19 protein-coding genes and 1 pseudogene are annotated in these 23542 nt (G+C 46.8%); 18 read left to right on the forward strand and 2 right to left on the reverse strand.

Going from position 1 to position 23542, the window contains the following annotated elements:
* Positions 1-80 precede the first annotated feature (80 nt).
* The 10 genes and pseudogenes from M1L66_RS15040 to M1L66_RS15085 all read left to right on the forward strand — a co-directional run bounded on the left by M1L66_RS15040 (position 81) and on the right by M1L66_RS15085 (position 12166).
* Positions 81-533, forward strand: a complete 453-nt coding sequence (locus M1L66_RS15040) for a DUF3788 family protein (RefSeq protein WP_187024447.1) — start codon at positions 81-83, stop codon at positions 531-533.
* A 454-nt stretch (positions 534-987) separates the two neighbouring features.
* A pseudogene (locus M1L66_RS15045) lies at positions 988-1867 on the forward strand (tyrosine-type recombinase/integrase).
* A 268-nt stretch (positions 1868-2135) separates the two neighbouring features.
* Positions 2136-2561, forward strand: coding sequence for a hypothetical protein (locus M1L66_RS15050; protein WP_434693836.1), 426 nt, complete (start codon positions 2136-2138; stop codon positions 2559-2561).
* 24 nt (positions 2562-2585) lie between these two features.
* Positions 2586-3959, forward strand: a complete 1374-nt coding sequence (locus tag M1L66_RS15055; protein ID WP_434693838.1) for a putative bifunctional diguanylate cyclase/phosphodiesterase — start codon at positions 2586-2588, stop codon at positions 3957-3959.
* Positions 3960-4155: 196 nt separating this feature from the next.
* The gene (locus tag M1L66_RS15060) at positions 4156-5598 is read left to right on the forward strand and encodes a sensor histidine kinase (protein ID WP_434693840.1); all 1443 of its coding nucleotides are present in this window, start codon (positions 4156-4158) and stop codon (positions 5596-5598) included.
* A gap of 11 nt (positions 5599-5609) precedes the next feature.
* Positions 5610-6332, forward strand: a complete 723-nt coding sequence (locus tag M1L66_RS15065; protein WP_434693842.1) for a response regulator — start codon at positions 5610-5612, stop codon at positions 6330-6332.
* A gap of 193 nt (positions 6333-6525) precedes the next feature.
* Positions 6526-7854: an ABC transporter substrate-binding protein gene (locus tag M1L66_RS15070; protein ID WP_434693843.1), complete on the forward strand. Its 1329-nt coding sequence runs from the start codon at positions 6526-6528 to the stop codon at positions 7852-7854.
* Positions 7855-7872: 18 nt separating this feature from the next.
* Complete coding sequence (locus M1L66_RS15075) at positions 7873-8760, forward strand: carbohydrate ABC transporter permease (protein ID WP_434693845.1); 888 nt, start codon at positions 7873-7875, stop codon at positions 8758-8760.
* 14 nt (positions 8761-8774) lie between these two features.
* The gene (locus tag M1L66_RS15080) at positions 8775-9599 is read left to right on the forward strand and encodes a carbohydrate ABC transporter permease (RefSeq protein WP_434693847.1); all 825 of its coding nucleotides are present in this window, start codon (positions 8775-8777) and stop codon (positions 9597-9599) included.
* A gap of 8 nt (positions 9600-9607) precedes the next feature.
* Positions 9608-12166, forward strand: a complete 2559-nt coding sequence (locus M1L66_RS15085) for a beta-galactosidase (protein ID WP_434693850.1) — start codon at positions 9608-9610, stop codon at positions 12164-12166.
* A 1-nt stretch (position 12167) separates the two neighbouring features.
* Here M1L66_RS15085 and M1L66_RS15090 read toward each other — a convergent pair whose 3' ends face one another.
* A complete protein-coding gene (locus tag M1L66_RS15090) occupies positions 12168-13148 on the reverse strand; it encodes a helix-turn-helix domain-containing protein (protein WP_434693853.1) in 981 nt (326 codons plus the stop codon).
* Positions 13141-13440 (reverse strand): hypothetical protein, encoded by a 300-nt coding sequence (locus tag M1L66_RS15095; protein WP_434694378.1) that lies wholly within the window; start codon positions 13438-13440, stop codon positions 13141-13143. The genes M1L66_RS15090 and M1L66_RS15095 overlap by 8 nt, the downstream gene beginning before the upstream one ends.
* Before the next feature lie 169 nt (positions 13441-13609).
* Between M1L66_RS15095 and M1L66_RS15100 the strand changes: the two genes are divergently transcribed.
* The 8 genes from M1L66_RS15100 (at position 13610) to M1L66_RS15135 (ending at position 23402) form a co-directional block, all read left to right on the forward strand.
* Positions 13610-13831, forward strand: a complete 222-nt coding sequence (locus M1L66_RS15100; protein ID WP_002604426.1) for a cation transporter — start codon at positions 13610-13612, stop codon at positions 13829-13831.
* Positions 13832-13923: 92 nt separating this feature from the next.
* Complete coding sequence (locus tag M1L66_RS15105) at positions 13924-15819, forward strand: heavy metal translocating P-type ATPase (protein WP_434693856.1); 1896 nt, start codon at positions 13924-13926, stop codon at positions 15817-15819.
* Between the two features lie 489 nt (positions 15820-16308).
* Positions 16309-19497 carry an ATP-binding protein gene (locus tag M1L66_RS15110; RefSeq protein ID WP_434693858.1) on the forward strand — a complete coding sequence of 1063 codons (3189 nt, stop codon included), beginning with the start codon at positions 16309-16311 and terminating at the stop codon, positions 19495-19497.
* A gap of 155 nt (positions 19498-19652) precedes the next feature.
* On the forward strand, positions 19653-20015 hold the full coding sequence (locus M1L66_RS15115) for a VOC family protein (RefSeq protein WP_187024439.1): 363 nt from the start codon (positions 19653-19655) through the stop codon (positions 20013-20015).
* A gap of 34 nt (positions 20016-20049) precedes the next feature.
* Positions 20050-20610, forward strand: a complete 561-nt coding sequence (locus M1L66_RS15120; RefSeq protein WP_434693861.1) for a YdeI/OmpD-associated family protein — start codon at positions 20050-20052, stop codon at positions 20608-20610.
* 54 nt (positions 20611-20664) lie between these two features.
* Positions 20665-21186 (forward strand): methyltransferase family protein, encoded by a 522-nt coding sequence (locus M1L66_RS15125; protein ID WP_434693864.1) that lies wholly within the window; start codon positions 20665-20667, stop codon positions 21184-21186.
* A 210-nt stretch (positions 21187-21396) separates the two neighbouring features.
* The gene (locus tag M1L66_RS15130; RefSeq protein WP_002604418.1) at positions 21397-21768 is read left to right on the forward strand and encodes a BlaI/MecI/CopY family transcriptional regulator; all 372 of its coding nucleotides are present in this window, start codon (positions 21397-21399) and stop codon (positions 21766-21768) included.
* Positions 21765-23402: a M56 family metallopeptidase gene (locus tag M1L66_RS15135; protein WP_434693866.1), complete on the forward strand. Its 1638-nt coding sequence runs from the start codon at positions 21765-21767 to the stop codon at positions 23400-23402. Before M1L66_RS15130 ends, M1L66_RS15135 begins: the two co-directional genes overlap by 4 nt.
* The last annotated feature ends 140 nt before the right edge of the window (positions 23403-23542 follow it).

Raw genomic sequence — 23542 nt, forward strand, 5'->3', positions numbered from 1 at the left:
AGAGAACTTACGTAAAAACTGGTCGAACAGCCTGAATTATGCTATAATCGAACGTATCATTAGAACATACGGAGGCCGCTATGTACGAAAGAATGCTGAATAAAAAAGAAGAACCAACAATTGCCGAGATGACCGCGTATTGCGGTGAAAACGGCGGATTCTTTACCTTGTTGAACGAATGGCTGTCCCGGACATTTGCGACAGAGCAGAAGGTTGTCTTTCCCTATGGCAATCAGTACGGCTGGGGGATCGCTCACCGGCTGAAGCAAAAACTGGTATGCAATATTTTTGCCGAAAACAATGGATTTACAGTCATGGTCCGATTGTCTGATAAGCAGTATGATTCCGTCTACAGCCAGCTGCATCCATATTCCAGGGAGTACATCGACACAAAGTATCCCTGCGGAGACGGCGGCTGGATTCAGTATCGAGTTGTATGTAAGGAAAATTTTGACGATATACAGAAACTATTGACTGTAAAATGTTCGCTGTCTGCGCAGCGGTCCATGATTAAGTCGAACGAGGTAAGTTGAGATTTGTTACTGTATCCATTATAATAATTGGAAATATAAACCAATTAGTGCAGGGGAAGCCCCTAAATGCTGGCCTGCAAACGGCCAGATTTACGATGATGTGTATGTTATACTGCAGAAAATGGAAACAGATCGGCCCTGATTTTGATCAGGGGCAGAATCAGGGTCATAAATATGACGTATCAGTGGATATAAAGCCGGTATTGAACGCATCGTTTCAATGCCGGCTTTTCTAGTACAGCCTGTGCGTTCTTCTGATGTAACGCAAAGGCACGTTTCGTGAATTGTTTCTATTTCATATCATTCATCATAAGTCCCAAAACCGATGTATAGTTCTGCCCGATTATAAGGAAACTAAAAAAGGCTGCTTGAGCCACAGAACACCGTTTCGGTGTACTGTGGCTTTGCCATACAACCACTTAAAAACATCTGACTAGAAAAATGGAGGCCTGTTATGGAAATTGCAATGAATATCAAACGATATGAGGACTATCTGAAAAATGAGGAAAAAGCCGATTCCACCATAAGCAAGTATTTACACGAGGTGGAACAGCTGTTTGCCTATATGGATAAAGCCGAGATCAGCAAAGAGGCGATCCTGCAGTACCGGCGGTATCTCAGCAGCCAGTATAAGGCAGGAACCGTCAACGGTAAGCTGTCGGCCATCCATTCGTATCTGGAATTTATGAATCTGGATATGTGCAAGGTGAAATTCCTGAAGGTTCAGAAAAAGGCTTATATCGATGAGGATCGGGAACTGACGGAGAACGACTACCGAAGGCTTTTGGACAGTGCGGGGAGAATGGGAAACTCTCAGCTCTATTATCTGATGATGGTACTCTACAGCACGGGCATCAGAATCAGCGAGCTGCCCTACGTCACCGTGGAAGCGGTCTGTCGGGGGAAAACAGAGATCTATATGAAGGGAAAATGCCGCCTGATTATCTTTCCGAGAAATCTGATTAAGAAGCTGAAGGAATTTATCAGAAACGAAAAAATAAAGAGCGGCTGTATCTTTCGAACGAAAAGCGGCAGAAACCTGGACCGGAGCAATATCTGCCATTCTCTGAAGAAGCTGTGCAAGGGGGCAAAAGTGGATCCGTCAAAGGTGTTTCCCCATAATTTCAGGCACCTGTTTGCGAAGACTTTTTACTCTATCGAAAAGAATCTGGCCCATCTGGCGGATATTCTTGGCCATTCATCGATCGAGACTACGCGCATTTATGTAGCGACAAGTACGAGACAGTATGAAAAAGTCATGAACCGGATGAGAATCGGATTAGACAAAATAACCACAGAATAACTATTCTGTGGTATCAAAAAGCCTTATTTAAAGTTAAAAAATGAAACTCTAATTATTTTACAACAAAAAATATGGGGAGTCAATGTACATATCTATGGTTTTGCCCACAATAAACAGGCCGGAGAGAACGCTGATTCTTGCCGGTCTGGTCGCGTAGCAGTATAGAACCCATTATTATCCTGAATGGAAGAAAAATAGCAGATATGGAGAGCGCGCTCTGTGATTTTCGGACTGCTGATACCACAGAATAGTTATTCTGTGGTATCAGGCGGCCCATACGAATGAGAGAAGGGAATCATATGAGAGCGGTATTGATAATTGTCATTGAAAACTGCAAAAATCAGACGAAAAGCGGATATTTGCAGTCTTTATACCAGGAAAAATCGTTCTGCTTTCACGGGCTTGATCACATGCTGCTTCTGATGGAATACATTCTGGACAGAGAAGGAATGCCAGTGGACAGCGGAGACCGCCGTCACCTGGTAAAGATGGATCTGGTGAAAAAGAGAACGAAAATCATTACGGATGCCGAAACGGTTCCGCGTACAGTGAAGTTTTGCCCAATTCGAAACCGCCTGAATACCAGGGAAAATGTATTTGCTGTCACGATATATTCCAGACAGAACGCCAGCATACAGGGCGTCATCAGAAACAGCAGGGGGAGTGCCTGCTTCAGAAGCGGGATGGAGGTGCTCCGCATGATCTGTGAATGTCTGCCTGCATAATTTCCCGGAACAGAGGTGACTGTGATGAAGAGAAAAAGAAAGAGAACCATGCCGGGGGGAGCCGCCGGCAGAAGAGAACGATGGATGAAGAGGAAACGGGTGCTGCCCGGCCGCATGGAGTTTCTGATGCAGCACGATACGCTGACCGGCTTATACAACCGGGGCAAGATGTTTGCAGAGACGCGGCGCATGATCGACGCGCACCGGGATACGCGATTCGTACTGCTGCGGTTTGATATCGACCGGTTCCGGCTGTACAATTCTCTATACGGCGAGGTGGAAGGCGATAAACTGCTTATTTTCCTGGCTGAGATTATAAGGAAAAACGCAGAACGCTTTGAAATGTGTACATATGGCAGAATCATAGCGGACACATTCTGCATCTGCCAGCCTTTTGATCCGGATATATTGGATGAGCAGATAAAGGATTTGAGAGAATACTTAAACGAATATCAGATAGATTATTTGCTGGAACCTACGGTCGGCGCCTACGTCGTGACGGAGCCGGACTTGTCCATTGAGGAAATGTACGTCAGAGCCTTCATCGGAAGCAAAAAGTGCAAACATCTGTATGCTTCCTGTCTTGGATTTTATGATGAAAGGGAAAAAGAGAGGGAAGCGGAAGAGACGGCAATCATGAATGATATGCGTCGGGCGATGGAACAGGAGCAGTTTATCATCTTTTTTCAGCCGAAATTCGCCCTTTCCACAGATAAGGACTTTGGCGCCGAGGCGCTGGTGCGCTGGAACCACCCCAAAGCCGGTCTGATACCGCCAGGTAAATTTATCCCGGTATTCGAGAAAATCGGCTTCATCGTCCAGCTTGATTACTATGTGGCAGAGCATGTATGCCGGATCATCGGGAAATGGCGCGGTGATGGAAAAAACTTTAATCCCATCACCATCAACCTTTCCAGGGTTACTCTCCTTGATCCGGAACTGGTCGAAGTGCTGTGGAAGCTGACAGAGAAATATCACGTTCCCGTATCCATGCTGAATCTGGAAATCACCGAAAGCGCCTACGCCTCCGATCCGGAACAGATCATGGCGGCTATCCATGCGCTGCGGCGCGCCGGTTTTGTGACTATGATGGATGATTTCGGCAGCGGCTACTCCTCGTTAAACATGCTGAAGGATATCGACGTAGATGTCCTCAAGGTGGATATGAATTTCCTTTCCGGAGGAATGGCGGCAGAGAAGGGGAAGATCATACTTTCATCGGTGATCCAGATGGCCGGCCGCCTTGGAATCCCAGTGATTGTGGAAGGCGTAGAAACGCAGGAACAGAGAGATTTCCTCAGTACCGTTGGATGCGATTACGTCCAGGGCTACTATTATGCGAAGCCTATGCCGCAGGAGGAATATGAAAGAAGGTATATATACCGGATGTCGGAATGATAAAAATTATAGATATGCCCCTGGTTCAACAATGATTGGACCAGGGGCTTTCAATATGGTTGACTGGGAAAACCGTTAAGTTTAAAATAAAAGGTTGTTGGATAAAGTTTACAGCCATATGAGAATTTATCAGCGTAGCCGCTGTTTCAGTTCTATGCTATAATAAACAGGATATTGAAGAAACGGGGGATATGCGATGGGCAAAAGCAGAACCAAAATATTTCTTGTGTTTGGAATGTTATTTTCTTTCATCTGTGTAACTCTGTTTTCCATGATCTATATGGCGAAGGATAATTATTTTAACAATACGATATTTCAATATTTTAATATCAGCAAAGAGCTATTTGGGAAGTTGATTTACATAGATATCAGCAAGTCGGTTCTGGTATGCGGAATGAATATGAGCAGTCTGCTGTTTTTAATCTGTAATTACACGCTGTCACAGATTGACTGGCCAAGGCAGCCGCGGAGACTGCGAATGGGACTGGTAATTTTCTGGCTGGCCCAGGTTATTCTGTATAGTCCTTTTTCTGTACGATTTTTCTATTATGGAGGCCTTGGCTATTTTCCGGATCCAATAGTTTTTCGACATGTGTATCAAGTATTTCATGGGATAACGGTAAGCGGTAATTTTTTAACTATATTAATGTCATTTGTGTATATGGTCAGGAACGCTGCCAGAAAAGAACCGATAAAGGATTTAAGAGTTATGAAGTGGTCGCTGACTACAATGAATGCGGGCATCTGTATTCTTTATTTTTATATGTATTTTTCTTTACCGGATTCGTTTTTGTGGATGTCCAGAGCGCTTAACTATACCGCTTATAAATCCCTGGATATGCCTCCTTATATTCGTTTCATGAGAATGATTCCCTATCTTGTGATTCTTTTTTTATTGTTTCTTCTGTTGAGTTCTTACCGATATGACCGTGCGGCAAGAAAACTCAGGGAGAAAGATTATGTATTTTCAACCATTGCTGCTTCTTCAGAAATATCCACCAGGGTATTCAGCCACTATATAAAAAATGAAATGCTGGGTATTTTGTCGGAAGCGGAATGGGTGATGAAGGCTCCGGAAGAACACCGGGAAGGTCTGGAAACGATTCGTAATAGCTGTCTGGAGGTATATGAACGCTTAGATCTGCTCCAGCAGAATGCAAACCGTATCGTATTAAATCAGTCCTTAAATAATATTTTGATGATTCTGGCGGATACGCTTAAAAAGAATAAAGAATTGTTTGCAGAAAATAAAATCAATGTGATTGATACTGCTGAAAATAAAGAAGTGAAAGTGTTTTGCGATGCCCATTACATGGAAGAGGTTTTCCAGAATTTGATTCTCAATGCAGTTGATGCAATGAAAGATCAGGTGGTAGGAGAACGAACGATTACTGTGACTACGATGCTTTATGACAGGCAGATAAAAATCGAATTTAAAGATTCAGGGCCTGGAATCAGCCCGTCTGTTATGGATAATTTATTTGAACCATTTATTTCAACCAAATCGACAAAGCATAATTGGGGAATCGGTCTTTCCTTTGTAAAACGGATTATTCAGAGTCACAATGGGAAAATAGAAGTGGAAAATTCTGCTGACGGAGGAGCTGTTTTTTCAGTTTATCTTCCGATTGTAGAATAAATGGAGGATATATGGAAGATAAAGAGATAAAAGTGATGATTGTAGATGATATTCCGTCCCTTTGCCACAGATATCAGTATATCTTTGAACATACGCAAGATATGAAAGTGGTATCTGTCGCACATAATGGATATGAGGCTGTATTAAAGAGTGCAGTCACCAGGCCGGATGTCATCCTTATGGATATAGAAATGGAAAGCAGGTATGCAGGAATCACAGCTACGCAGCAGATTTTATCTGAACTTCCGGAGATAAAGATAATCATATTGACGGTTTATGAAGAGGATGCAATGGTTTATGCGGCTTTCCAGGCCGGTGCCTGTGATTACGTTCAGAAGACGGCTACCAGCGCGAACATGATTCAGTGCGTCAGGGATGCCTATTACGACCGGTCCGTGATGAAGCCGAAGGTTGCAAGAAAGATCAGGACTGAATTTAAGAGGATTAAAGATCAGGAGGAAAGTTTGATCTATAATCTTTATCTGATTCAGCTGCTTACGGATACCGAGCGGGATATACTTAGTGCACTGCATGAGGGTTTGTCTCAGAAGGATGTTTGTAAACAGCGTTATATCGGTACGGCGACGATGAAGACCCATATACGGAATATTCTTCAAAAAATGAAGTGCAAATCGATTGAGGATGTATTGCAGAAGGCAGATTCCAGCGGCTTTTTTTATTATATGGAAAAAGTGAAGGAAAGGCAGGCTCAGAAGAATCAGCCATTAGAATAGAAATGAGGGGTTTAGGCATAATGACGAAAAACGATTAGAAAATCTAATCGTTTTTTCGTTATAAGGATTTGCAGAGAAAAGACCAGCTTGTAAGAGTTGTTAAAAATCATCTATAATCGCTTTATCGCAGGGAAGTTGGTTAGTACCCTGGAAAACTGATTAGAAATCGAAATGGAGAGGGAGGAAAAGTAATATGACAAAACGCATGATACCAATGACTTTTACAGCACTTATGGCGGCCGCAGCACTGGCAGGCTGCGCAGGAAAAACACAGGAGAGTGTACCGGCAGGAACACAGGAGAAAACGCAGTCTGAAGCTCAATCGGATACCGTTTCAGGAGGAGACAGTTCCGGTAAGGTAAAGCTGAACTACTATGCATGGAGCGAGGGCGATTATCTCCAGGATATTGTGGACGCTTACAATGCACAGAGTACAGTGGCAGAAGTGAAGATGACTCAGGTAAACAGCAATGACTATGAAGATAAGCTGTTCACGATGCTGGCAGGGAAAAATGATATCGATATATTTAACCTTCGTTCGGGATCGATGGCCAGTGATATGGCATCAACAGGAAATCTGGTCGATATTTCCCAGAATATCAAAGACAGTGGGCTGGACCTGGGAATATACGGCACCGGTTTTGCTGAAACAATGTATGATGGTAAATTCTATGTGCTTCCCTATCGGTCTTCTTCCTATGGACTGTTTTACAATAAGAAAATGTTTGACGAAAAAGGAATTGCTTATCCGGATAATCTTACATGGGATGAATACGGTAAGCTTGCTATGGAACTGACCGAAGGTGAAGGGAAAGATAAAATTTACGGAAGCTATATTCCTGATTGGAACAGCTGTACTTATGAAGTACTCCAGAAGGGATCCAATCTTGCAGACGATGATCTCACTCCTTTAAAAATTTGGATGGAACGGTTGAACCAATACTATAATATCGATAATTCCCATATGAGTTTTACTGATATGAGAAGCAGCGGAACCGATGGAATTAATTTCTTTACTACTGGTAACTGCTACATGTATCCCGGCGGTGAATGGTCCATCAGTGACGCGCTGGCAATGCTTAAGAAGAACCCGCAGCTTAAGGATACCTTCGAATTGGGAATTGCCATGATTCCACAGGTTGATAAGGAGGGGGAGAAGCTCACGATAGGAGGCGTAAGTACCTTTGTCGGCATTAATGCTGCCTCGGAGAAGCAGGAAGCCGCCTTTGACTTTGTTCAGTTTATGGCTGGCAAAGAGGCTGCCCTGATCACGGCTTCTTACGGCGCAATTCCTGCTTATATTGACGATGATGTCATAAATGCCTTTGAAGAGTCGATTGGTGTAGATGGAGCGGGCAATATGCTGGATATCAGCAAGGTTTCAGAAACTCTGTTTATACCTGGATACAGTGACATCACCAACATTTATGTGGAGGAACTGGAGCTGTACCTGATTGGAGAACAACCCCTTGATGAGGCGGTAAAGAATTTTGAGGAACGCAGAGCGGAATTAAATTCTTAAGAGGGGAGCGTGCGTTATATGATGCAGAGCAGCCGACGAAAGAGGGAATGGACAGGCTGGATGTTTGTCCTGCCAAGCCTGATTGTTTTTACATTGTTTATGTTTCTGCCGATTATTTTGGGATTCTGGTATAGTCTGACAAACTATACCGGACTCTCGAAATCCTATGATTTTATCGGTTTTGGCAATTACGCCAAGCTGTTTTCTGATCGTTATTTTAAAGTGTCTATTAAAAATAACATCATTTATGCAGTGCTGTTTTCTACGATGACCATGCTTATTTCCCTGATTCTGGCATCTCTTTTAAATCAGCTTACGAAGTTTAGAAAGCTGTTTCGAACATTGTTTTTTCTGCCCTATATTTCTTCCATGGTCTCTGTAGCCGTTATTTGGAAAATGATTTTTAATCCGGCGGGCGGCCCTTTAAATACGATTTTGCAGCAAATAGGTGCAGCCAACCCGCCGCAGTGGCTTGCATCAACAAAATGGGCGTTATTCGCAGTTATTATTGTCTCTGTATGGAAATCGTGCGGATATTACATGGTGATTTTCCTGGCTGGGCTGCAGAACATACCCGATAGTCTGTACGAATCTGCCGCTCTCGACGGAGCAAGTAGCCTCAAAAGATATTTTAAGATTACGCTTCCCATGATTACGCCAAGTATTTTTTTGAATATGGTTCTGGTAACAATTAATTCATTTCAGGTATTTGACCTGGTGAATGTAATGACCGAGGGAGGTCCCGGTATGAGTACCAATGTGTTGTCATACCGGATTTACTATGAGGGATTTAAGCGGATGAATATGGGCTATGCGTCTTCCATCGCGTATTTTCTTTTTACCTTGATCCTGGCGGTTACAGCGGTTCAATTCCTGATGCAGAAAATCTGGGTTCACTATGATTAGGGAGGAGAACGGATATGATACAATCTAAAAAATGGCAGGTGCCTTTTTATGTGCTTATGAGCGCCCTGTCTCTTACCATGATATTTCCCTTTTTGTGGATGGTTTCAACGTCATTTAAATTTGATACCCAGGTGTTTACGGTGCCTGTTGAGTGGATACCTGATCCGGTCAACTTATCGAATTATACGCAGGTCTGGGTGGAAGAACCATTTCTTCTGTATTATAAAAATACGGTAGTGGTAGCAGTATTTGCCACAGCGGGCCAGGTAATTATCAGTGCAATGGCGGCCTATGCATTCTCCTCCATTGAATTTAGGGGAAAGAATATTTTATTTTCACTTTATTTGGCAACTATGATGGTACCGTGGCATACAATTATGATTCCACAGTATCAGTTCATCAGCAGACTGGGACTGACGGATACTCATGCAGCCCTGATTCTGGGGCAGTTGGCCAGTGCTTTCGGTATTTTCCTCCTGAGACAGTTTTTTCTCACAGTACCCGGAGAACTTATGGAAGCAGCCAGAATAGATGGGGCCGGAGAGGGGGACATATTTGCGAAGGTGATGCTCCCGCTGGCGAAGCCGGCGCTCTCTACACTGATTATTTTTACATTTGTGCAGGTCTGGAATGACTATACAGCGCCGCTAATCTATTTAAATACAAAGGAAAAGTACACGATTCAGCTGGGACTTACCTTTTTCCAGTCGGAACATACGATGCAGTATACTGTCATTATGGCGGGAACCGTATGCGCCCTGATCCCGATTATCATTACATATCTTATATTTGAAAAACAAATCACAAACGGTATGGTACACAGCGGACTGAAAGGATAAAGAATATAATGAAACTGTCTAATATTTTGCTGGCGTCTTCCCTGTTCTATTTTAGAATCCCAAGAGAAAAATGGGAAAAAAGAATGAAGCTTCTTAAGACGGCCGGCTATAATACAATTGATGTTTATTTCCCCTGGAACTATCATGAAACAGCACCGGGAATATGGGATTTCTCAGGAAATCGTGATGTATATGCTTTTTTGGAACTGGCAAAGATGCATGGGCTTTTTGTGATTGCACGGCCGGGTCCATATATTTGTTCGGAATGGGATGGAGGCGGACTTCCTGCATGGCTGGCTGCAGACGGCGTTTCTGTCAGACAGGACGACGAAGAGTTTCTGAAGCAGATTGGAACATGGTATGATCACATTTTGCCTGTTCTGGAACCATTTCAGATAAGCAGGGGAGGAACCGTACTCTGCATGCAGATTGAGAATGAACTGGATTTTTTTGACTGCAAGAGCCCTGTTAGCTATATGGAGAAGCTCATGAGTATGACAGCAGGCCATGGTATTGAAATCCCGCTTTTTTACTGCTGCGGCCAGAACGATTTACTGCGTGCGGGTGGGCTGACACCGGGACTTTATACCGCATTTAATGTATATTCAGATTCTAACTCTCCGGGGACGGAGGAGAGAGCACTTCATCTTTATTCTACTGTGTCTGATCGGAATATGCCGTTTTTAATCTCAGAGACAAACCGGGAGCACAGCTACTTAAAGCGTCTGCTGGCGTGTGGTGCAAAGCTGCTGGGACCTTATAATCAGACTGCCGGTAATACGATGGAGTGGTATAATGGAATTACCAACTGGGGAACACGTGAGAATCCCATCGCGCTGATGGCTGCTGATTATGATTTTGATTCCATGATTGGCTCTGCCGGAGAGGTAAATGATCAGTTCTACGAATCAAGGCTTCTGTCCGGCCTGCTGAATTCATTTCCGACAGAGTTTGCGGAGGCGGTTCCAATGAAGGCGGAAGGTATGGTGATTCAATCCAGCCAGCCGGTAAACGCGGTGATTCCCCTGCTTCATACGACACGGGGAGATTTCCTGGAATTGTCCAATCTGGACCGCAAGGATACCATTCGTCTGCAATATCGTGACTTTGAACTGACCCTGTTAATGGCGTCTCTGGAGACCAGACTTTTGCCGGTCAATGTTGTGCTTTCAGACAAAAAGAGGATAACCCTCTTATACAGCAGTTATGAGATTGGCTTTGTTGAGGAAAAAGAGGACCGTACTACAACAGCAATGTATGGCTATGGGGACTTTATTGCGGTACTTGATATGGACGGAGAAATAAAGACAGTAAACGGCGGGTATCAGGATGAGTCTTTTAACCTGATTGTTGGATCGCCGAAGGAGATTGCTGTGATGCCGATTCCCGGTCTGCCTGATATGAAGGGGAAGCTGGAGGAGCAGGCGGAGGAACGGGTGATATCCCATCTGTCCATAGCTGATGCAGTATTACCGGCAATGAAATTTGAGAAAACACCAGTACAACCAATGGAGAAGATCCCGCAGTACAGAGGAATCGGCTGTTACCGTTTTTCGGTAGAAAAGGGCGGAGAATTTCTTTTCCAGGAAGCGGCAGATATTATTACCATATGCCGGGACGGAGAGCAGACAGATGTGATCTATGGGAGAGGAGACAGCATATTTCGTCAGTTACAGCCTGGAATTTACCAGATATATACGGAAATTTGGGGACACAGTAACTTCGATGATATACGCTGTAAGTCTCTGAGAATGAATTCTCTGAAGGGGATTGGGAAAATTGTTCGCATCAATGGCAGAGAGGATATCAGCGATAACTGGCTGTTTGATCTGGATGAACAGCCGGTGGGCGAATGGTACTTTTTCCGTCACTCCAATTATAATACCATAATGGGAATTGATTCCTACAGCAGGGCGGTAAGTCCTGTCAGAGGCGTCTACAGCAAATGGATTACTGTGCCGGATAATGCGGATTCACTGTATCTTCATTTTTCCAGGGCGGACTGCATCGTTCATGTTTACGTAAATGGGCATTTAGAGGCAGATGTGCTGAAGGATGATCCTGTCGTCGATATCAGCCGCTATGCAAAAAATGACCGGATTGAGGTGTGTCTGAGAACAGAACGTAAATTTTCCACTGACCGGGTAGGAAACGTTACATTAATTGCAGGAAATGCACAGACGGACTGTGAGTACGGTATGCTGCCGGTGGAAACGTTTAAGATGCCTTTGCAGGCGGTTCAAACGACGTATCCCATAAAGCTTCTGAAGGGAAAAAATTATATGATGACTCTGCCGCTGGAAAGAAAAGACGGGAAGGAAATGAAACTGTTTTTCCAGGGAAAGGATATAAAACTGACGATTGTAAACAATCACAGAGTAATCAGCAGACTGGTCCTTCCAAACGGTTCATTTCCGGAGGTAAGAGGAGGAAGCCGGAATACTGCTTATATCAGCGAGGAATGGCTGGGAGCAGAGAAAACGGTTATCTGGTGTCAGACAATTGGAAATGAACCGGAGCTTCTAGAGGTGAAAGTCTGTTATTATAGCTCTGTGTGTGATACATGAATCAATCCTTCGGCTCATGCCGGCACTTCCTGCGATACTCCACCGGTGTCAGCCCATGGACTGCCTTGAACGCGGCGGAAAACTTACTCTGATTCGTATACCCCAGGGAAGCCGCGATATCGGCCACGGTGCTGCCGGTGGTCAGAAGCAGGGCGGAGGCCCGCTCCATGCGCTCCCTTCTTAAGTAGTCCCTGATGGTCGTGCTGTAGACCTGCTTGAAGTTGCTTTTCAAGGAGGTTGGGCTGATGCAGAATTCCTTTGCCAGCTGATCGATCGTTATATTTTCGTGGAGATTCTGCGTGATCCGGCGCTGTACCTGCCGGATAATGTCGATCTGATTCCTGGTGACACGGTCCAGGGCGCGTTCCTGTTCCGGATCGATCATGCTCAGGAACAGGAGGAGTTCCAGAACCTTGATCTTATAATAGTCATGGCGGAACTCCTGAGGAATCTGATACAGTTCGCCAAATATATGACCGATCTGCCGGATGGCACGGATTGCAAGGAAGTGACTGCCGGGGCAGAATCTGTCGCCGAATTCCTGCAGCCGCAGTTTTTCATTGTCCAGAAGCGGGGGCATATGGTCTTTTAGAATTCCCAGATCCAGCACAATCGTAATCCCTAAGTAACAGCCCGTGGGAAAGCAGAGGCCGGGAGTGCCATCCTCCATGCGGGTAATGCATAAATCGCCCTCGCCCAGGTAAAGGTAATCGCCGCAGAGCCACTGGCATTCTTTGCGGCCCTGGTAGCAGTAATCTATCTCAAGCAGTTCGCTCTCGGTCTTCAGGCTGCTGTCACAGTAAACCATGGAAAAGTCATTATAGATCAGTTCGATTCCCGGAAATATGGTAAATACATCCATACTTCCGGGATTTTCGCGGTTCCCATACTGGTACTGGACATGCAGATCGGAGAAAACCTGCGGAGCCAGCGGCTTTTGATTATAATAGATCTGATAGCGCGGTTTTGTTACTTCATCCATCGGAAAGCCTCCTCGTCTGTTTACTGCTATTGTAACACAGTTGGAAGAAATATTCTGCTTCGAAATAAAAAACGTCAGATTCCGGTGAGGACAATAAAGCTGGAACCACCACATCTTTTGCGGAAATACCCGCAATCAGCGCTACGACAATCTGCCAGAAGCCAAGGCCGACCGGAGCCAACAGCGGAACCGGAAGAGAACCGAGCTTCGCCCCGAAGCTGGCCGCCATATCCGAAGTATACCCCTGTGGACCAAAGTTTAAAATAAACCAGATAATCTTTCTTTTGTACACTCCCCAAAGACCTGAATAGAGCCCGAATGGCTCCAAAAAGACAGCATTTTGATCCAAACGGACAAAGTATAGCTCTATCCATTGACGAATCGTTTAATCTATTATAGAATACAAATGAACATATGAACAAGTATTCATATGAAACAAAAATTGAAAGGGGATATTCCTTATGAAGAAAACATTTAAGCTGTTAGATTTAGACTGTGCACACTGTGCTGCGAAGATTGAGGGCGCTGTTAAGAAGATAAGCGGAGTTACAAATGTGGAGGTCAACTTCCTGAGCCAGAAGATGGTTCTGGAGGCAGCCGATGACCGGTTCCAGGAGATTGCGGAAGAAGCCGTAAAGCTGATAAAGAAGATAGAACCGGATGTAACCGTTAAGAAGATTTAATTGAGAATCATGTGTAAGCGAGAGACAATTGCATCTATAAAAGCGCGGCGGCACAGCATAATCCCGCCGCCGCAGACGAAGAGGAAAATGATATGACAAAAAAACAGAAAAAACAGTTATACCGGATTCTTGCGGCAGCAGCGATCTGCCTGATTACCGTGGCCCTTCCGTTAAATCCAACGTGGAAACTGGCCGGATTCCTGCTGAGCTATGTGGTGATTGGATGGGATATCATCTGGAAGGCCATTACGAATATTCTACACGGCCAGGTATTCGATGAGAACTTTCTGATGACGGTGGCGACCGTGGGTGCCATGTTCTTAGGCGAGTACGCGGAGGGCGTCGCTGTCATGCTGTTCTACCAGGTGGGTGAACTGTTCCAGTCCTACGCGGTCAGCAAGTCGCGCCGATCCATATCCGGGCTGATGGATATCCGGCCGGATTACGCAAATGTGGTGAGAGAAGACGGGATCGTATCCGTCGATCCCGATGAGGTGGCTGTCGGCGAAGTGATCGTGGTAAAGCCGGGAGAGCGGGTACCGCTCGACGGAACCATTCTGGAAGGCCGTTCAGCCCTGAACACCTCGGCCCTGACCGGGGAATCCCTGCCAAGGGAGGTGGAACCGGGAGCCGATGTGATAAGCGGCTGCATCAATCAGAGCGGTACCATAAAAATCCTGGTATCGAAACCATACGGCGAGTCCACCGTGGCCAAAATTCTCGATTTGGTGGAAAATGCCAGCAGCAAGAAATCGAAATCCGAGGCATTTATCACCAGATTTGCAAGATACTATACGCCGGCCGTTGTAGCTGCGGCAGTGCTTCTTGCAGTACTTCCTCCGCTCCTGGCAGGACAGCCGTTCGCGGTCTGGATTGAGCGGGCGCTGACCTTCCTGGTTATTTCATGTCCTTGTGCACTGGTTATCTCTGTACCGCTCAGTTTCTTCGGCGGAATCGGCGGCGCTTCCAAATGCGGCGTTCTGATCAAAGGCAGCAACTACCTGGAAGCGCTTGCTAAAACAGAAACGGTTGTCTTTGATAAGACGGGTACGCTGACAAAAGGCTCGTTTGCAGTCAGCGGGTGCTTCCCGGAAAAGATTACGAAGGAGAAGCTTCTGGAGCTGGCCGCTTACGCGGAAAAGGATTCCAACCATCCGATCTCGAAATCCATAGTAAATGCTTATGGAAAAAAACTGAATGCCTCCAGAGTGGCTGACGTTCAGGAGATTGCCGGCCATGGAATCTCCATATCCTTAGACGGAAAGACCGTACTGGCTGGCAACAGCAGGCTGATGAATCTAAATCACATCAAATTCAAACCGGTGAGAGAGACGGGAACGGTTGTCTACGTGGCAGAGGACGGAATCAGCAGGGGAGCCATCCTGATCGAGGATGAAGTGAAGGAGGATGCGGCCTTTGCGATCCGGGAACTGAAACAGTCGGGAATCAGGAAGACCGTCATGCTGACGGGCGACGCAAAGGCCGTGGGCGAGAATGTAGCGCAGCGGCTGGGCCTGGATGAAGTGTATACAGAGCTGCTTCCCGCGGATAAGGTAAGCCATATGGAGCAGCTGCTGTCTCAGACCAGTGAAAAAGGAAAGCTGGCATTTGTGGGCGACGGCATCAACGATGCTCCGGTTCTGGCGCGTGCCGATATCGGCATTGCCATGGGCGGACTCGGCTCCGATGCGGCCATTGAAGCGGCTGATGTGGTCATTATGACGGATGAGCCGTCCAAGATTGCGGCGGCCATGAGAATATCCAGAAAGACTCTGCGCATCGTTCACCAGAATATAGTCTTTGCACTGGGAGTCAAGGCGATCGTGATGATCCTGGGTGCCATTGGATTTGCCAGCATGTGGGCGGCAGTATTTGCGGATGTGGGTGTCTCCGTCATTGCCATCTTAAATGCAGTCCGGGCTCTCCAGGTAACGAAAGACGACAGAGTCGGTAATGGGAAAGCGTTTCAGAAAACAGCAGAGGTATAGAGATTACAAACAAGCAGCCTGGTGATAAGCCGGGCTGTTTGTTGTAACTCCTTTTTCATACGTTACAGTTCACAGCCCCGTCGTCCTCTGTTTCCCGGTCTGCCCCGTCTGGCTTATGCGTGGTTTCCAGTTCAAGTTTCGGGGATAAGCACTTCTAAACGTGCAGAATTTTTCTAAAAACCAGGGAAAATTCCCAAACTCGCTGCGCTCAGACAGGTGGGAATTTCCCCTGAACGAAAAATCCTGCGCGTTAAGAATTGCTAATCCCCTGCAAAGTCACTGGAAACCACGCATAAGCCAGACGGGGCAGACCGGGAAGCAGAGGACGACGGGGCTGTGAACTGCAACTTTCATACAACCAGCAAGTGTAAATAAGTTGTAATACGAGGCCGAATCTGATAAAATGAAGTACAGTATGAGGGAAGATCAGGGGACCGGAATTGGTGAGAAAATCGCCGGGTTACTATTGGAAGCTGGGGGATAAGGCGAATGGCGGAACACTTTAGAGATATAGAGAAGATTCAGGAAATACTGCAAGAGGCTCAGACCGGTCTGTGGGCGATAGAGTTGGAAGAGGGACGGGAACCGAGAATGTACGCGGATAAGGCCATGCTGGAGCTTCTTGGCTTTACCGGCGAGCCGTCTCCGGAGGAGTGTTACCGGGGATGGTATGACCGGATCGATGCGGATTACTATCCCATGGTCCAGGATGTGGTCCGTCGGATGTGTGCCGATGAGAGGGCCGAGGTGGAGTATCCGTGGCACCACCCGTTATGGGGGCAGATTTATGTGCGCTGCGGCGGGATCAGAGATAAGAACTATAAAGAGGGCACCTGTCTGCTGGGATACCACCAGAATATCACCAACACGGTTATGCTGAAGCAGGAGTATGATACCATACTGGAAAAACTGAATGAGAATTTTAAGGGGATCATCCTGTGTAACCTCCATACAGGTGAATACAGAATTATAAAAGCCACCGAGCAGCTGGAAGCGTTTGGCGAAGGGGCGGCGGACTTTGAGACATTTTTCCATAACTATGCGGAACGTGAGATCGTGCGGCAAAACCGTGAACTGTTTCTGAATGCCGTCAATCCCGAGTATATCCAAAAAAGATTTCATGCGGACAGTTCCGGCATGGAAGCGATTTACAGGACGAAGGAAAAACGGTGGCGGAGAATTAAGGTGGTTCCCCTAAAGCAGTACTCCGAGGCATATCCCTGGGTTATCGCAGCCATGGAGGAGCAGGATGGCGAGATGGAAAAACGGATCGATCAGGCCAGCGCGCAGGTTGCGGTGTCTCAGATTTATACGCTGCTCATCAGTGTGGACTGCGAAAAGGCAGAGTATAACTGCATTTACTATTCGGGAGAACTGTTAAAGCTTTCCAGACGAGGGCGGTATCCGGATTTCCGGGAGCAGGCTGTAAAAATTATGCCAGCGGAAGACCGGAGGGAGTTTGAACGCATTTTTGATGCGGAAAATTATGGCGCCGGTGAATACAGGGAAGGCATGCTGCACATGTACGATCAGGAGGGCAGACTGCATGCCTACAGCTATTATTCCGCCCTCATCAGTCAGAATTATGAAGACAGGATTCTTATGACTGTGAGGAATGTGGATGATAAGCATGAGATTCAGAGACGGGAAGCCATCCTGGCCAATCTGTGCGAGTGCTACTATTCCATCTACCTGTTCGACTATGTGAACAACACGGAGGAGGCGATCTGGCAGGAGGACTTCATTCAAAAAAACAGAGAGTTCCCCAAAGGGGCGCTCGATGTTTATTATGAGAAGTTTGTGAAACACTACGTCTACCCGGAAGATCAGGAGAAAATGCGCAGAGCAGGGAGTATTGATTTCCTGCGTCAGACCCTGTCCGTGGAGCAGCCAGTCTACGAAGTCGATTTCCGAAGACTCTATCCGGATTGTATCCGATGGGTCCGCGCCCGGTTCAGCATAGCGGAAATTGAGGATGGCGTCCTCACCAGGGTGATTTTTGCCAGCATGGATATCAACGAGCAGAAGCTGACGGAGTTAATGGAAGAACAGCAAAAGAAGCTGTATTTCGAATCTCAGAATATCATTAAGGGACTTTCCGCTTTCTACCACTCTGTTTTCTATGTGGACCTGGTGGAAGAGACCTTCCAGACCTTCGTCATCCGGAAGGATGTTGCAGAGCGGCTGAACCATTCAGATGAGTATGGGGCGCTGTTTGAAATCTACCATGAACATCTGATTCACGAGGAGGACAAGGAACGTTTTAAGCAGGAAATGTGTCTGACGGCGATTAAGAAACGGGTGCAGGAAGGCGAAACGATCTATGATTTGGAGTATCGCAGGGATTACAGCGGTTACTATGGCTGGATGCGGATTCACATCATCCTGGCAGAGAGCAGGAACGGGGTTCCAATCAAGATTATTTTAGCCTCTCACAATGTTGAGAAGGAAAAGGAGCAGGAGGCGCAGAGCCAGCAGGCGCTGTTTGCAGCGTATGAGGCAGCCAGGAATGCCAACGAGGCCAAGAGTAATTTCATGGCGCAGATGTCTCATGATATCCGGACACCGATGAACGCCATAATCGGAATGACGGCGATCGCCATGGGTCAGGCGGATAATGAAGAACGCGTGAAGGACTGTCTTCAGAAAATCAGTCTTTCCAGCAGCCATCTGCTGCATCTGATTAACGAGGTCCTGGATATGTCCAAGATCGAGAGAGGGCAGATCACGCTGACCGAAGCGCCGTTTTCTTTAAAAGGCCTGTTCCACGAGATCGGCGGCATCGTCTATAATGAATCGATGGAAAAGGGACAGGCCCTGCATTTCCTGACAGAAGATATCATCCATGACAATCTCCTGGGAGATGCCGGCAAGATCCGCCAGGTCCTGATCAATCTCATCAACAATGCCATCAAATATACTCCCCATGGCGGTACAATCACCGTCACTACCAAGGAGATGACGTCGGGAATTCCGGGGGTGGGATGCTTTGTATTTACGGTTGAGGACAACGGGATCGGCATCAGCCAGGAGTTCCTGGATCATATATTTGTTCCGTTTGCCCGGGAGGAGAACTGCCATGTGAGAAAGGTTCAGGGCACCGGCCTTGGTATGTCCATCTCTCACGGCATCGTGACGGCCATGCAGGGAAGTATCCGGGTGGAAAGCAAACAGGGCGCGGGCAGCCGCTTTATTGTCACACTTACCATCAGAACTCTGGAAGAGGAAGGCAACGAGGCGGCAGTTCTGCGGGCGCTGTCAGGCAATACCGGGAGAAAGCTGGAGACAAGTCTCCAGGGGCTTCGGCTTCTGCTGGTGGAAGATAATGAACTGAATATGGAAATCGCGGAGACGCTGCTGCGGGACGCGGGCTTTATCGTGGACAGGGCGGAGAACGGGTATGAGGCGCTGAAGCTCTTCAACGATTCAGAACCGGGGACGTACGACGCGATTCTCATGGATCTGCAGATGCCGGTGATGGACGGATATACGGCGGCAAGCGAGATCCGCGGCAGCAGCCATCCGGGGGCGAAGACTGTCCCGATCATCGCATTGACTGCCAATGCATTTGCAGAGGATATCTCGAAGGTGATGGCCGCGGGAATGAACGATCACGTCACAAAACCGATTGATTTTGACCGCCTGCTGGCAGCGCTTCAGAAATGTATATGCCGTTAGAACGCCCTTTTGTTTTGGTTGAAAATGCAGATTTGATTTGCAATCTTACCGGGCTGAAGACGGTTTCAAAAGAAAGTGACAGAAGCCGCCGGATACGATATAATAACAGGCAGAAGCGACATCAACGTTCTGACTATATACTTTGGAGGAAAATTATGAAATTCATATTTGCAACGCTGCACGTAAAAAATTTGGAAGAATCCATTCAGTTTTATGAAAACATAGTGGGGATGAAGCTGGCACGCAGATTTCCTGGCGGCCCCAACACGGAGATCGCATTTATGGCAGACGGTCCGGCGGAGATTGAATTAATCTGCAATACGGAGGCAGAGCCTGTTGTATATGGAGAATGTCCGTCACTGGGGCTTTCCGTGGAAGATCTGGACCAGGCGATGGAGCACATGAAAGAACAGGGCGTGGAGATCGTCAGCGGACCATTCCAGCCGAACCCCAATACCCGCTTTTTCTTCATCCTCGATCCGGATGGTGTGAATCTTGAGATCATTGAAAAGAAGTAGGAAAAAGCCGTTTACCAGAAGGAGAGGTTAGAATATGAACGAGGTAATGGAATTTCCTGACAGAGAACACTTTAGGAAATGGCTGGAAGCCAATTGCCTGTCGAGCGAAGGCGTCTGGCTGCTGTTTGGCAAGACAGGCGGCCCCAAAACGGTGAAGGCGGGGGAAGCTCTCGAAGAAGCCCTTTGTTTTGGCTGGATTGACGGGCAGATGCAGAGTATCGACGATCAAACCTATAAAAAGTATTTTTCTCTGCGCAGAGCGAACTGCAAGTGGTCGGAGAAAAACAAGAAGCTGACGGAAGCCCTTGAAAAACAGGGGCTGATGACTGATTACGGCAGAATGAAAATCGAGGAGGCCAGGAAAAACGGTCAGTGGGACGCCCCTAAGCCTCAGCCGGTTACAGAGGAGCAGATCGCTTCCTTAGCGGCTGCCCTCCAGGCGTTTGAACCGGCCTGTACGAATTTTCAGGCGATGTCCTTATCCGTGAAGAAGACGTATACGAAAGCATTTCTGGACCCCAAAACCGAGGAGGGGCGGGTAAAGCGTCTCTCGTGGATTGTGGACCGGCTCAATAAGAATTTAAAACCGATGTGATGATCCATAACCGCTCCGGACAGGGCAGGAGTGAGGCGGAAAGGCGGACTGCAAATGAATGGCTTTTTTCTGATAATCCCGTTTATCCTGATAAGATTTGGCCTCCTGGCGCGATTCAGCAGCGAGGCAGTAAAACGTGCGGCCCATTTCGCCCCATTGTCGGGAAATGAAGTGTTCGCATATTGGGTCTACCAGATATCCAATTCCGCAATCTTTGTGTACTTGTGTTTTCTCAGGGTGAAACCAGAGGTCTCCTGGCAGTTCTTTTCAGGAGCGGCGTTTTATCTGCTGGGATTGACATTTTGTGCAGCTACAATCAAAGATTTTGCCTCCCCATCCGAAGACGGTATTAATCAGAACGGACTCTACCGGTTTTCACGCAATCCGATGTACCTGTCGTATTTTCTCTATTTTATCGGCTGTGTGATACTGACCCGGTCTGTAATTCTGTGCGGCATTGTCGTTGTATTCCAGATCGCCTCTCATTGGATTATTCTCTCGGAAGAGCGGTGGTGTATGGAAACGTTTGGTGATGCGTACCGGCAGTATATGAAGACGGTCAGACGTTATATTTGACGTTTTAAGACGGGATAAATCTGGAGTCTGCAGCGTGAGTATGTATGAGGAGAGAAGGAGCGGTTCGCTGCTGTCAGCGGTCCGTTCCTTTTTTCTGAAACAAATTAAAAATAAGACAATTGTAGTATTGACATTCTTGTAAGACTGGAGTAGTATATGGGTATGGATACTACTCCAGTCTTATAAATGAAAGGAAAAGAGGTGAATCAAATGGATATGAAACTGGTTGACAGTGAAATAAAGGTTATGGACGTTCTCTGGAAAGAGGGGGACAGCATGGCAAAGCATGTTGCCGATGTGATGAAAGAGCGGTACGGCTGGAATGTCAATACCACCTATACGCTGTTAAAGCGGTGCATCAAAAAAGGAGCCGTGGAACGGACCGATCCCAATTTTGTCTGCCATGCGCTTATTAAACAGGAACAGGTGCAGGCACAGGAAACAGACGAACTGCTGCATAAGGTTTTCGACGGCTCGGTGGATAAGCTGTTTGCATCTCTGCTGGGCAGAAGGAATTTGACTGCGGAACAGGTGGAGAAGCTGAAAGAGATGGTTGAGGAGCTGGGGGAGGATGGAGCATGAGCCTGATTCAAATGAGTATTTCTGCTGCAGTGATGATCTTTGTTATAACCGCCATTCGGGCGATTTCCATCAACCGGCTGCCTAAAAAGACGTTCCCTGCCTTATGGGGGCTTGTCCTGGCGCGGCTGCTGGTGCCGTTTACCTGGCCCTCGCCGTTCAGCGTCTACTCTCTTGCAAAGTATTCGGGAGCAGAACAGATCAGCGGCGTTCCAATCGCAAACGTACTGCCTGTTATCCCGGTCACCACCGCGCCGGCAGCTGTACAAAACACTGCCGCGGTCGTGGGGCTGACACCAGTGGGCTGGATCTGGGGCATCGGACTGGTGTTTTGTACGCTGTATTTTACCATAGCTTATGTCAGATGCCGCTTCGAGTTCATGACTTCCCAGCTGGTGGAAAACGAATTTACGATCCGATGGCTGGCAGAGCATAAGTGCAGACGTTCCATTGCAATTCGTCAGACCAGCGGTATAACGGCTCCGCTTACCTATGGAATCTTCCGGCCTGTCATATTAATGCCGGCAGAAACGGACTGGACAGATTCGAAAAAGTTGCAATACGTCCTCGCACACGAGTACGTGCATATCCGGCGTTTTGATGGCGCGACGAAGATTTTACTGACTGCCGCACTGTGTATTCACTGGTTTAATCCCCTGGTGTGGATCATGTATACCTTAGCAAATCGGGATATGGAACTGTCCTGCGATGAACGGGTTGTGCGGATGTTCGGAGAAACCATGAAATCAGCCTATGCGCTTACGCTAATTGACATGGAGGAAAAGAAGAGCGGACTTACCCCTTTATGCAACCATTTCAGTAAAAATGCAATTGAAGAAAGGATCGAAGCAATTATGAAGATAAAAAAGACAACGGTTTGTTCCATGGTAATCGCCTGCGCTGTTGTGGCTGGTGTGGGAAGTACATTAGCTACCTCCGCTGCCGCAGCAGGAATTCCGGATGATTTCATCTATATTAAAGAAGATATTGCAGTCAGGTTTGTGCCCGACCCCTCAATTTATGCGAAGTATTCCTCCTTTGGCGTTACGATTTCCAATGATGGCACATCACTTCTCTACAAGGGACAGAAAATAAGGCTTTTCAATGATGCATATTCTGATGAAACGTTCTATTATGATAAAAACGGCACAGTGAATCTGTTGGCTGTACGCAGTTCAGCCGGAGAAATCACTGGTATAAGCGCAATATCCGAGAAGGAAGCGCAGAAATACTACGACGCTTTTTATGCAGATGAGACCAATTACTCCAATCCGGAGCCTCTGGAAAACGGAAAGAAATATAATATGTATTACGGCGCTTACGGAATAACATTTCGTGCGAATGAAAACGCCCTGTACTATAATGGACAGAAAGCGAGATTGTTCGTTGATAAGACTGACGGCTGGTACCCTGCGTTTTGGGTGGATGAGACCGGAACGGCTGATCTGTCAGTCGTGCGGGACTCGGCCGGACAGATTACCGGCATTGAATCTATTTCAAAGGAAGAGGCACAGAACTATCTTAAGAACAGTGAGGTGGATGAGCAGGATATTGAGAGACGGGCAGAGAAACGGGCACAGGAGGTTGCTGCAGGGTATAGGAAGAAACAAGGTGTTTCAGCTGGAGGACGAGGCTGATTATTACGATGGGGAGTAGGAAAGAGGCTGAAAAACCTCCATCAAGATGTAAAGACAAATAATAAGAATGGATAAAACGAGCAGAGTATACTTAAATGTAGACCATGCTCGTTTTTCTTCGCGCCCAAAACATTTTTTAT

This window comes from Hungatella sp. SB206 (assembly GCF_051132295.1).
Classification (GTDB): Bacteria; Bacillota; Clostridia; order Lachnospirales; family Lachnospiraceae; genus Hungatella; species Hungatella effluvii.

Bases quoted from the DNA above. Each gene is read 5' to 3' on its own strand.
- M1L66_RS15110 (WP_434693858.1), top strand. From the start codon at position 16,309: ATGGCGGAACACTTTAGAGATATAGAGAAGATTCAGGAAATACTGCAA.
- M1L66_RS15075 (WP_434693845.1), top strand. From the start codon at position 7,873: ATGATGCAGAGCAGCCGACGAAAGAGGGAATGGACAGGCTGGATGTTT.
- M1L66_RS15135 (WP_434693866.1), top strand. From the start codon at position 21,765: ATGAGCCTGATTCAAATGAGTATTTCTGCTGCAGTGATGATCTTTGTT.
- M1L66_RS15090 (WP_434693853.1), bottom strand. From the start codon at position 13,148: ATGGATGAAGTAACAAAACCGCGCTATCAGATCTATTATAATCAAAAG.
- M1L66_RS15055 (WP_434693838.1), top strand. From the start codon at position 2,586: ATGAAGAGAAAAAGAAAGAGAACCATGCCGGGGGGAGCCGCCGGCAGA.
- M1L66_RS15070 (WP_434693843.1), top strand. From the start codon at position 6,526: ATGACAAAACGCATGATACCAATGACTTTTACAGCACTTATGGCGGCC.
- M1L66_RS15100 (WP_002604426.1), top strand. From the start codon at position 13,610: ATGAAGAAAACATTTAAGCTGTTAGATTTAGACTGTGCACACTGTGCT.
- M1L66_RS15080 (WP_434693847.1), top strand. From the start codon at position 8,775: ATGATACAATCTAAAAAATGGCAGGTGCCTTTTTATGTGCTTATGAGC.
- M1L66_RS15060 (WP_434693840.1), top strand. From the start codon at position 4,156: ATGGGCAAAAGCAGAACCAAAATATTTCTTGTGTTTGGAATGTTATTT.
- M1L66_RS15130 (WP_002604418.1), top strand. From the start codon at position 21,397: ATGGATATGAAACTGGTTGACAGTGAAATAAAGGTTATGGACGTTCTC.
- M1L66_RS15040 (WP_187024447.1), top strand. From the start codon at position 81: ATGTACGAAAGAATGCTGAATAAAAAAGAAGAACCAACAATTGCCGAG.
- M1L66_RS15050 (WP_434693836.1), top strand. From the start codon at position 2,136: ATGAGAGCGGTATTGATAATTGTCATTGAAAACTGCAAAAATCAGACG.
- M1L66_RS15065 (WP_434693842.1), top strand. From the start codon at position 5,610: ATGGAAGATAAAGAGATAAAAGTGATGATTGTAGATGATATTCCGTCC.
- M1L66_RS15120 (WP_434693861.1), top strand. From the start codon at position 20,050: ATGAACGAGGTAATGGAATTTCCTGACAGAGAACACTTTAGGAAATGG.
- M1L66_RS15085 (WP_434693850.1), top strand. From the start codon at position 9,608: ATGAAACTGTCTAATATTTTGCTGGCGTCTTCCCTGTTCTATTTTAGA.
- M1L66_RS15115 (WP_187024439.1), top strand. From the start codon at position 19,653: ATGAAATTCATATTTGCAACGCTGCACGTAAAAAATTTGGAAGAATCC.
- M1L66_RS15125 (WP_434693864.1), top strand. From the start codon at position 20,665: ATGAATGGCTTTTTTCTGATAATCCCGTTTATCCTGATAAGATTTGGC.
- M1L66_RS15105 (WP_434693856.1), top strand. From the start codon at position 13,924: ATGACAAAAAAACAGAAAAAACAGTTATACCGGATTCTTGCGGCAGCA.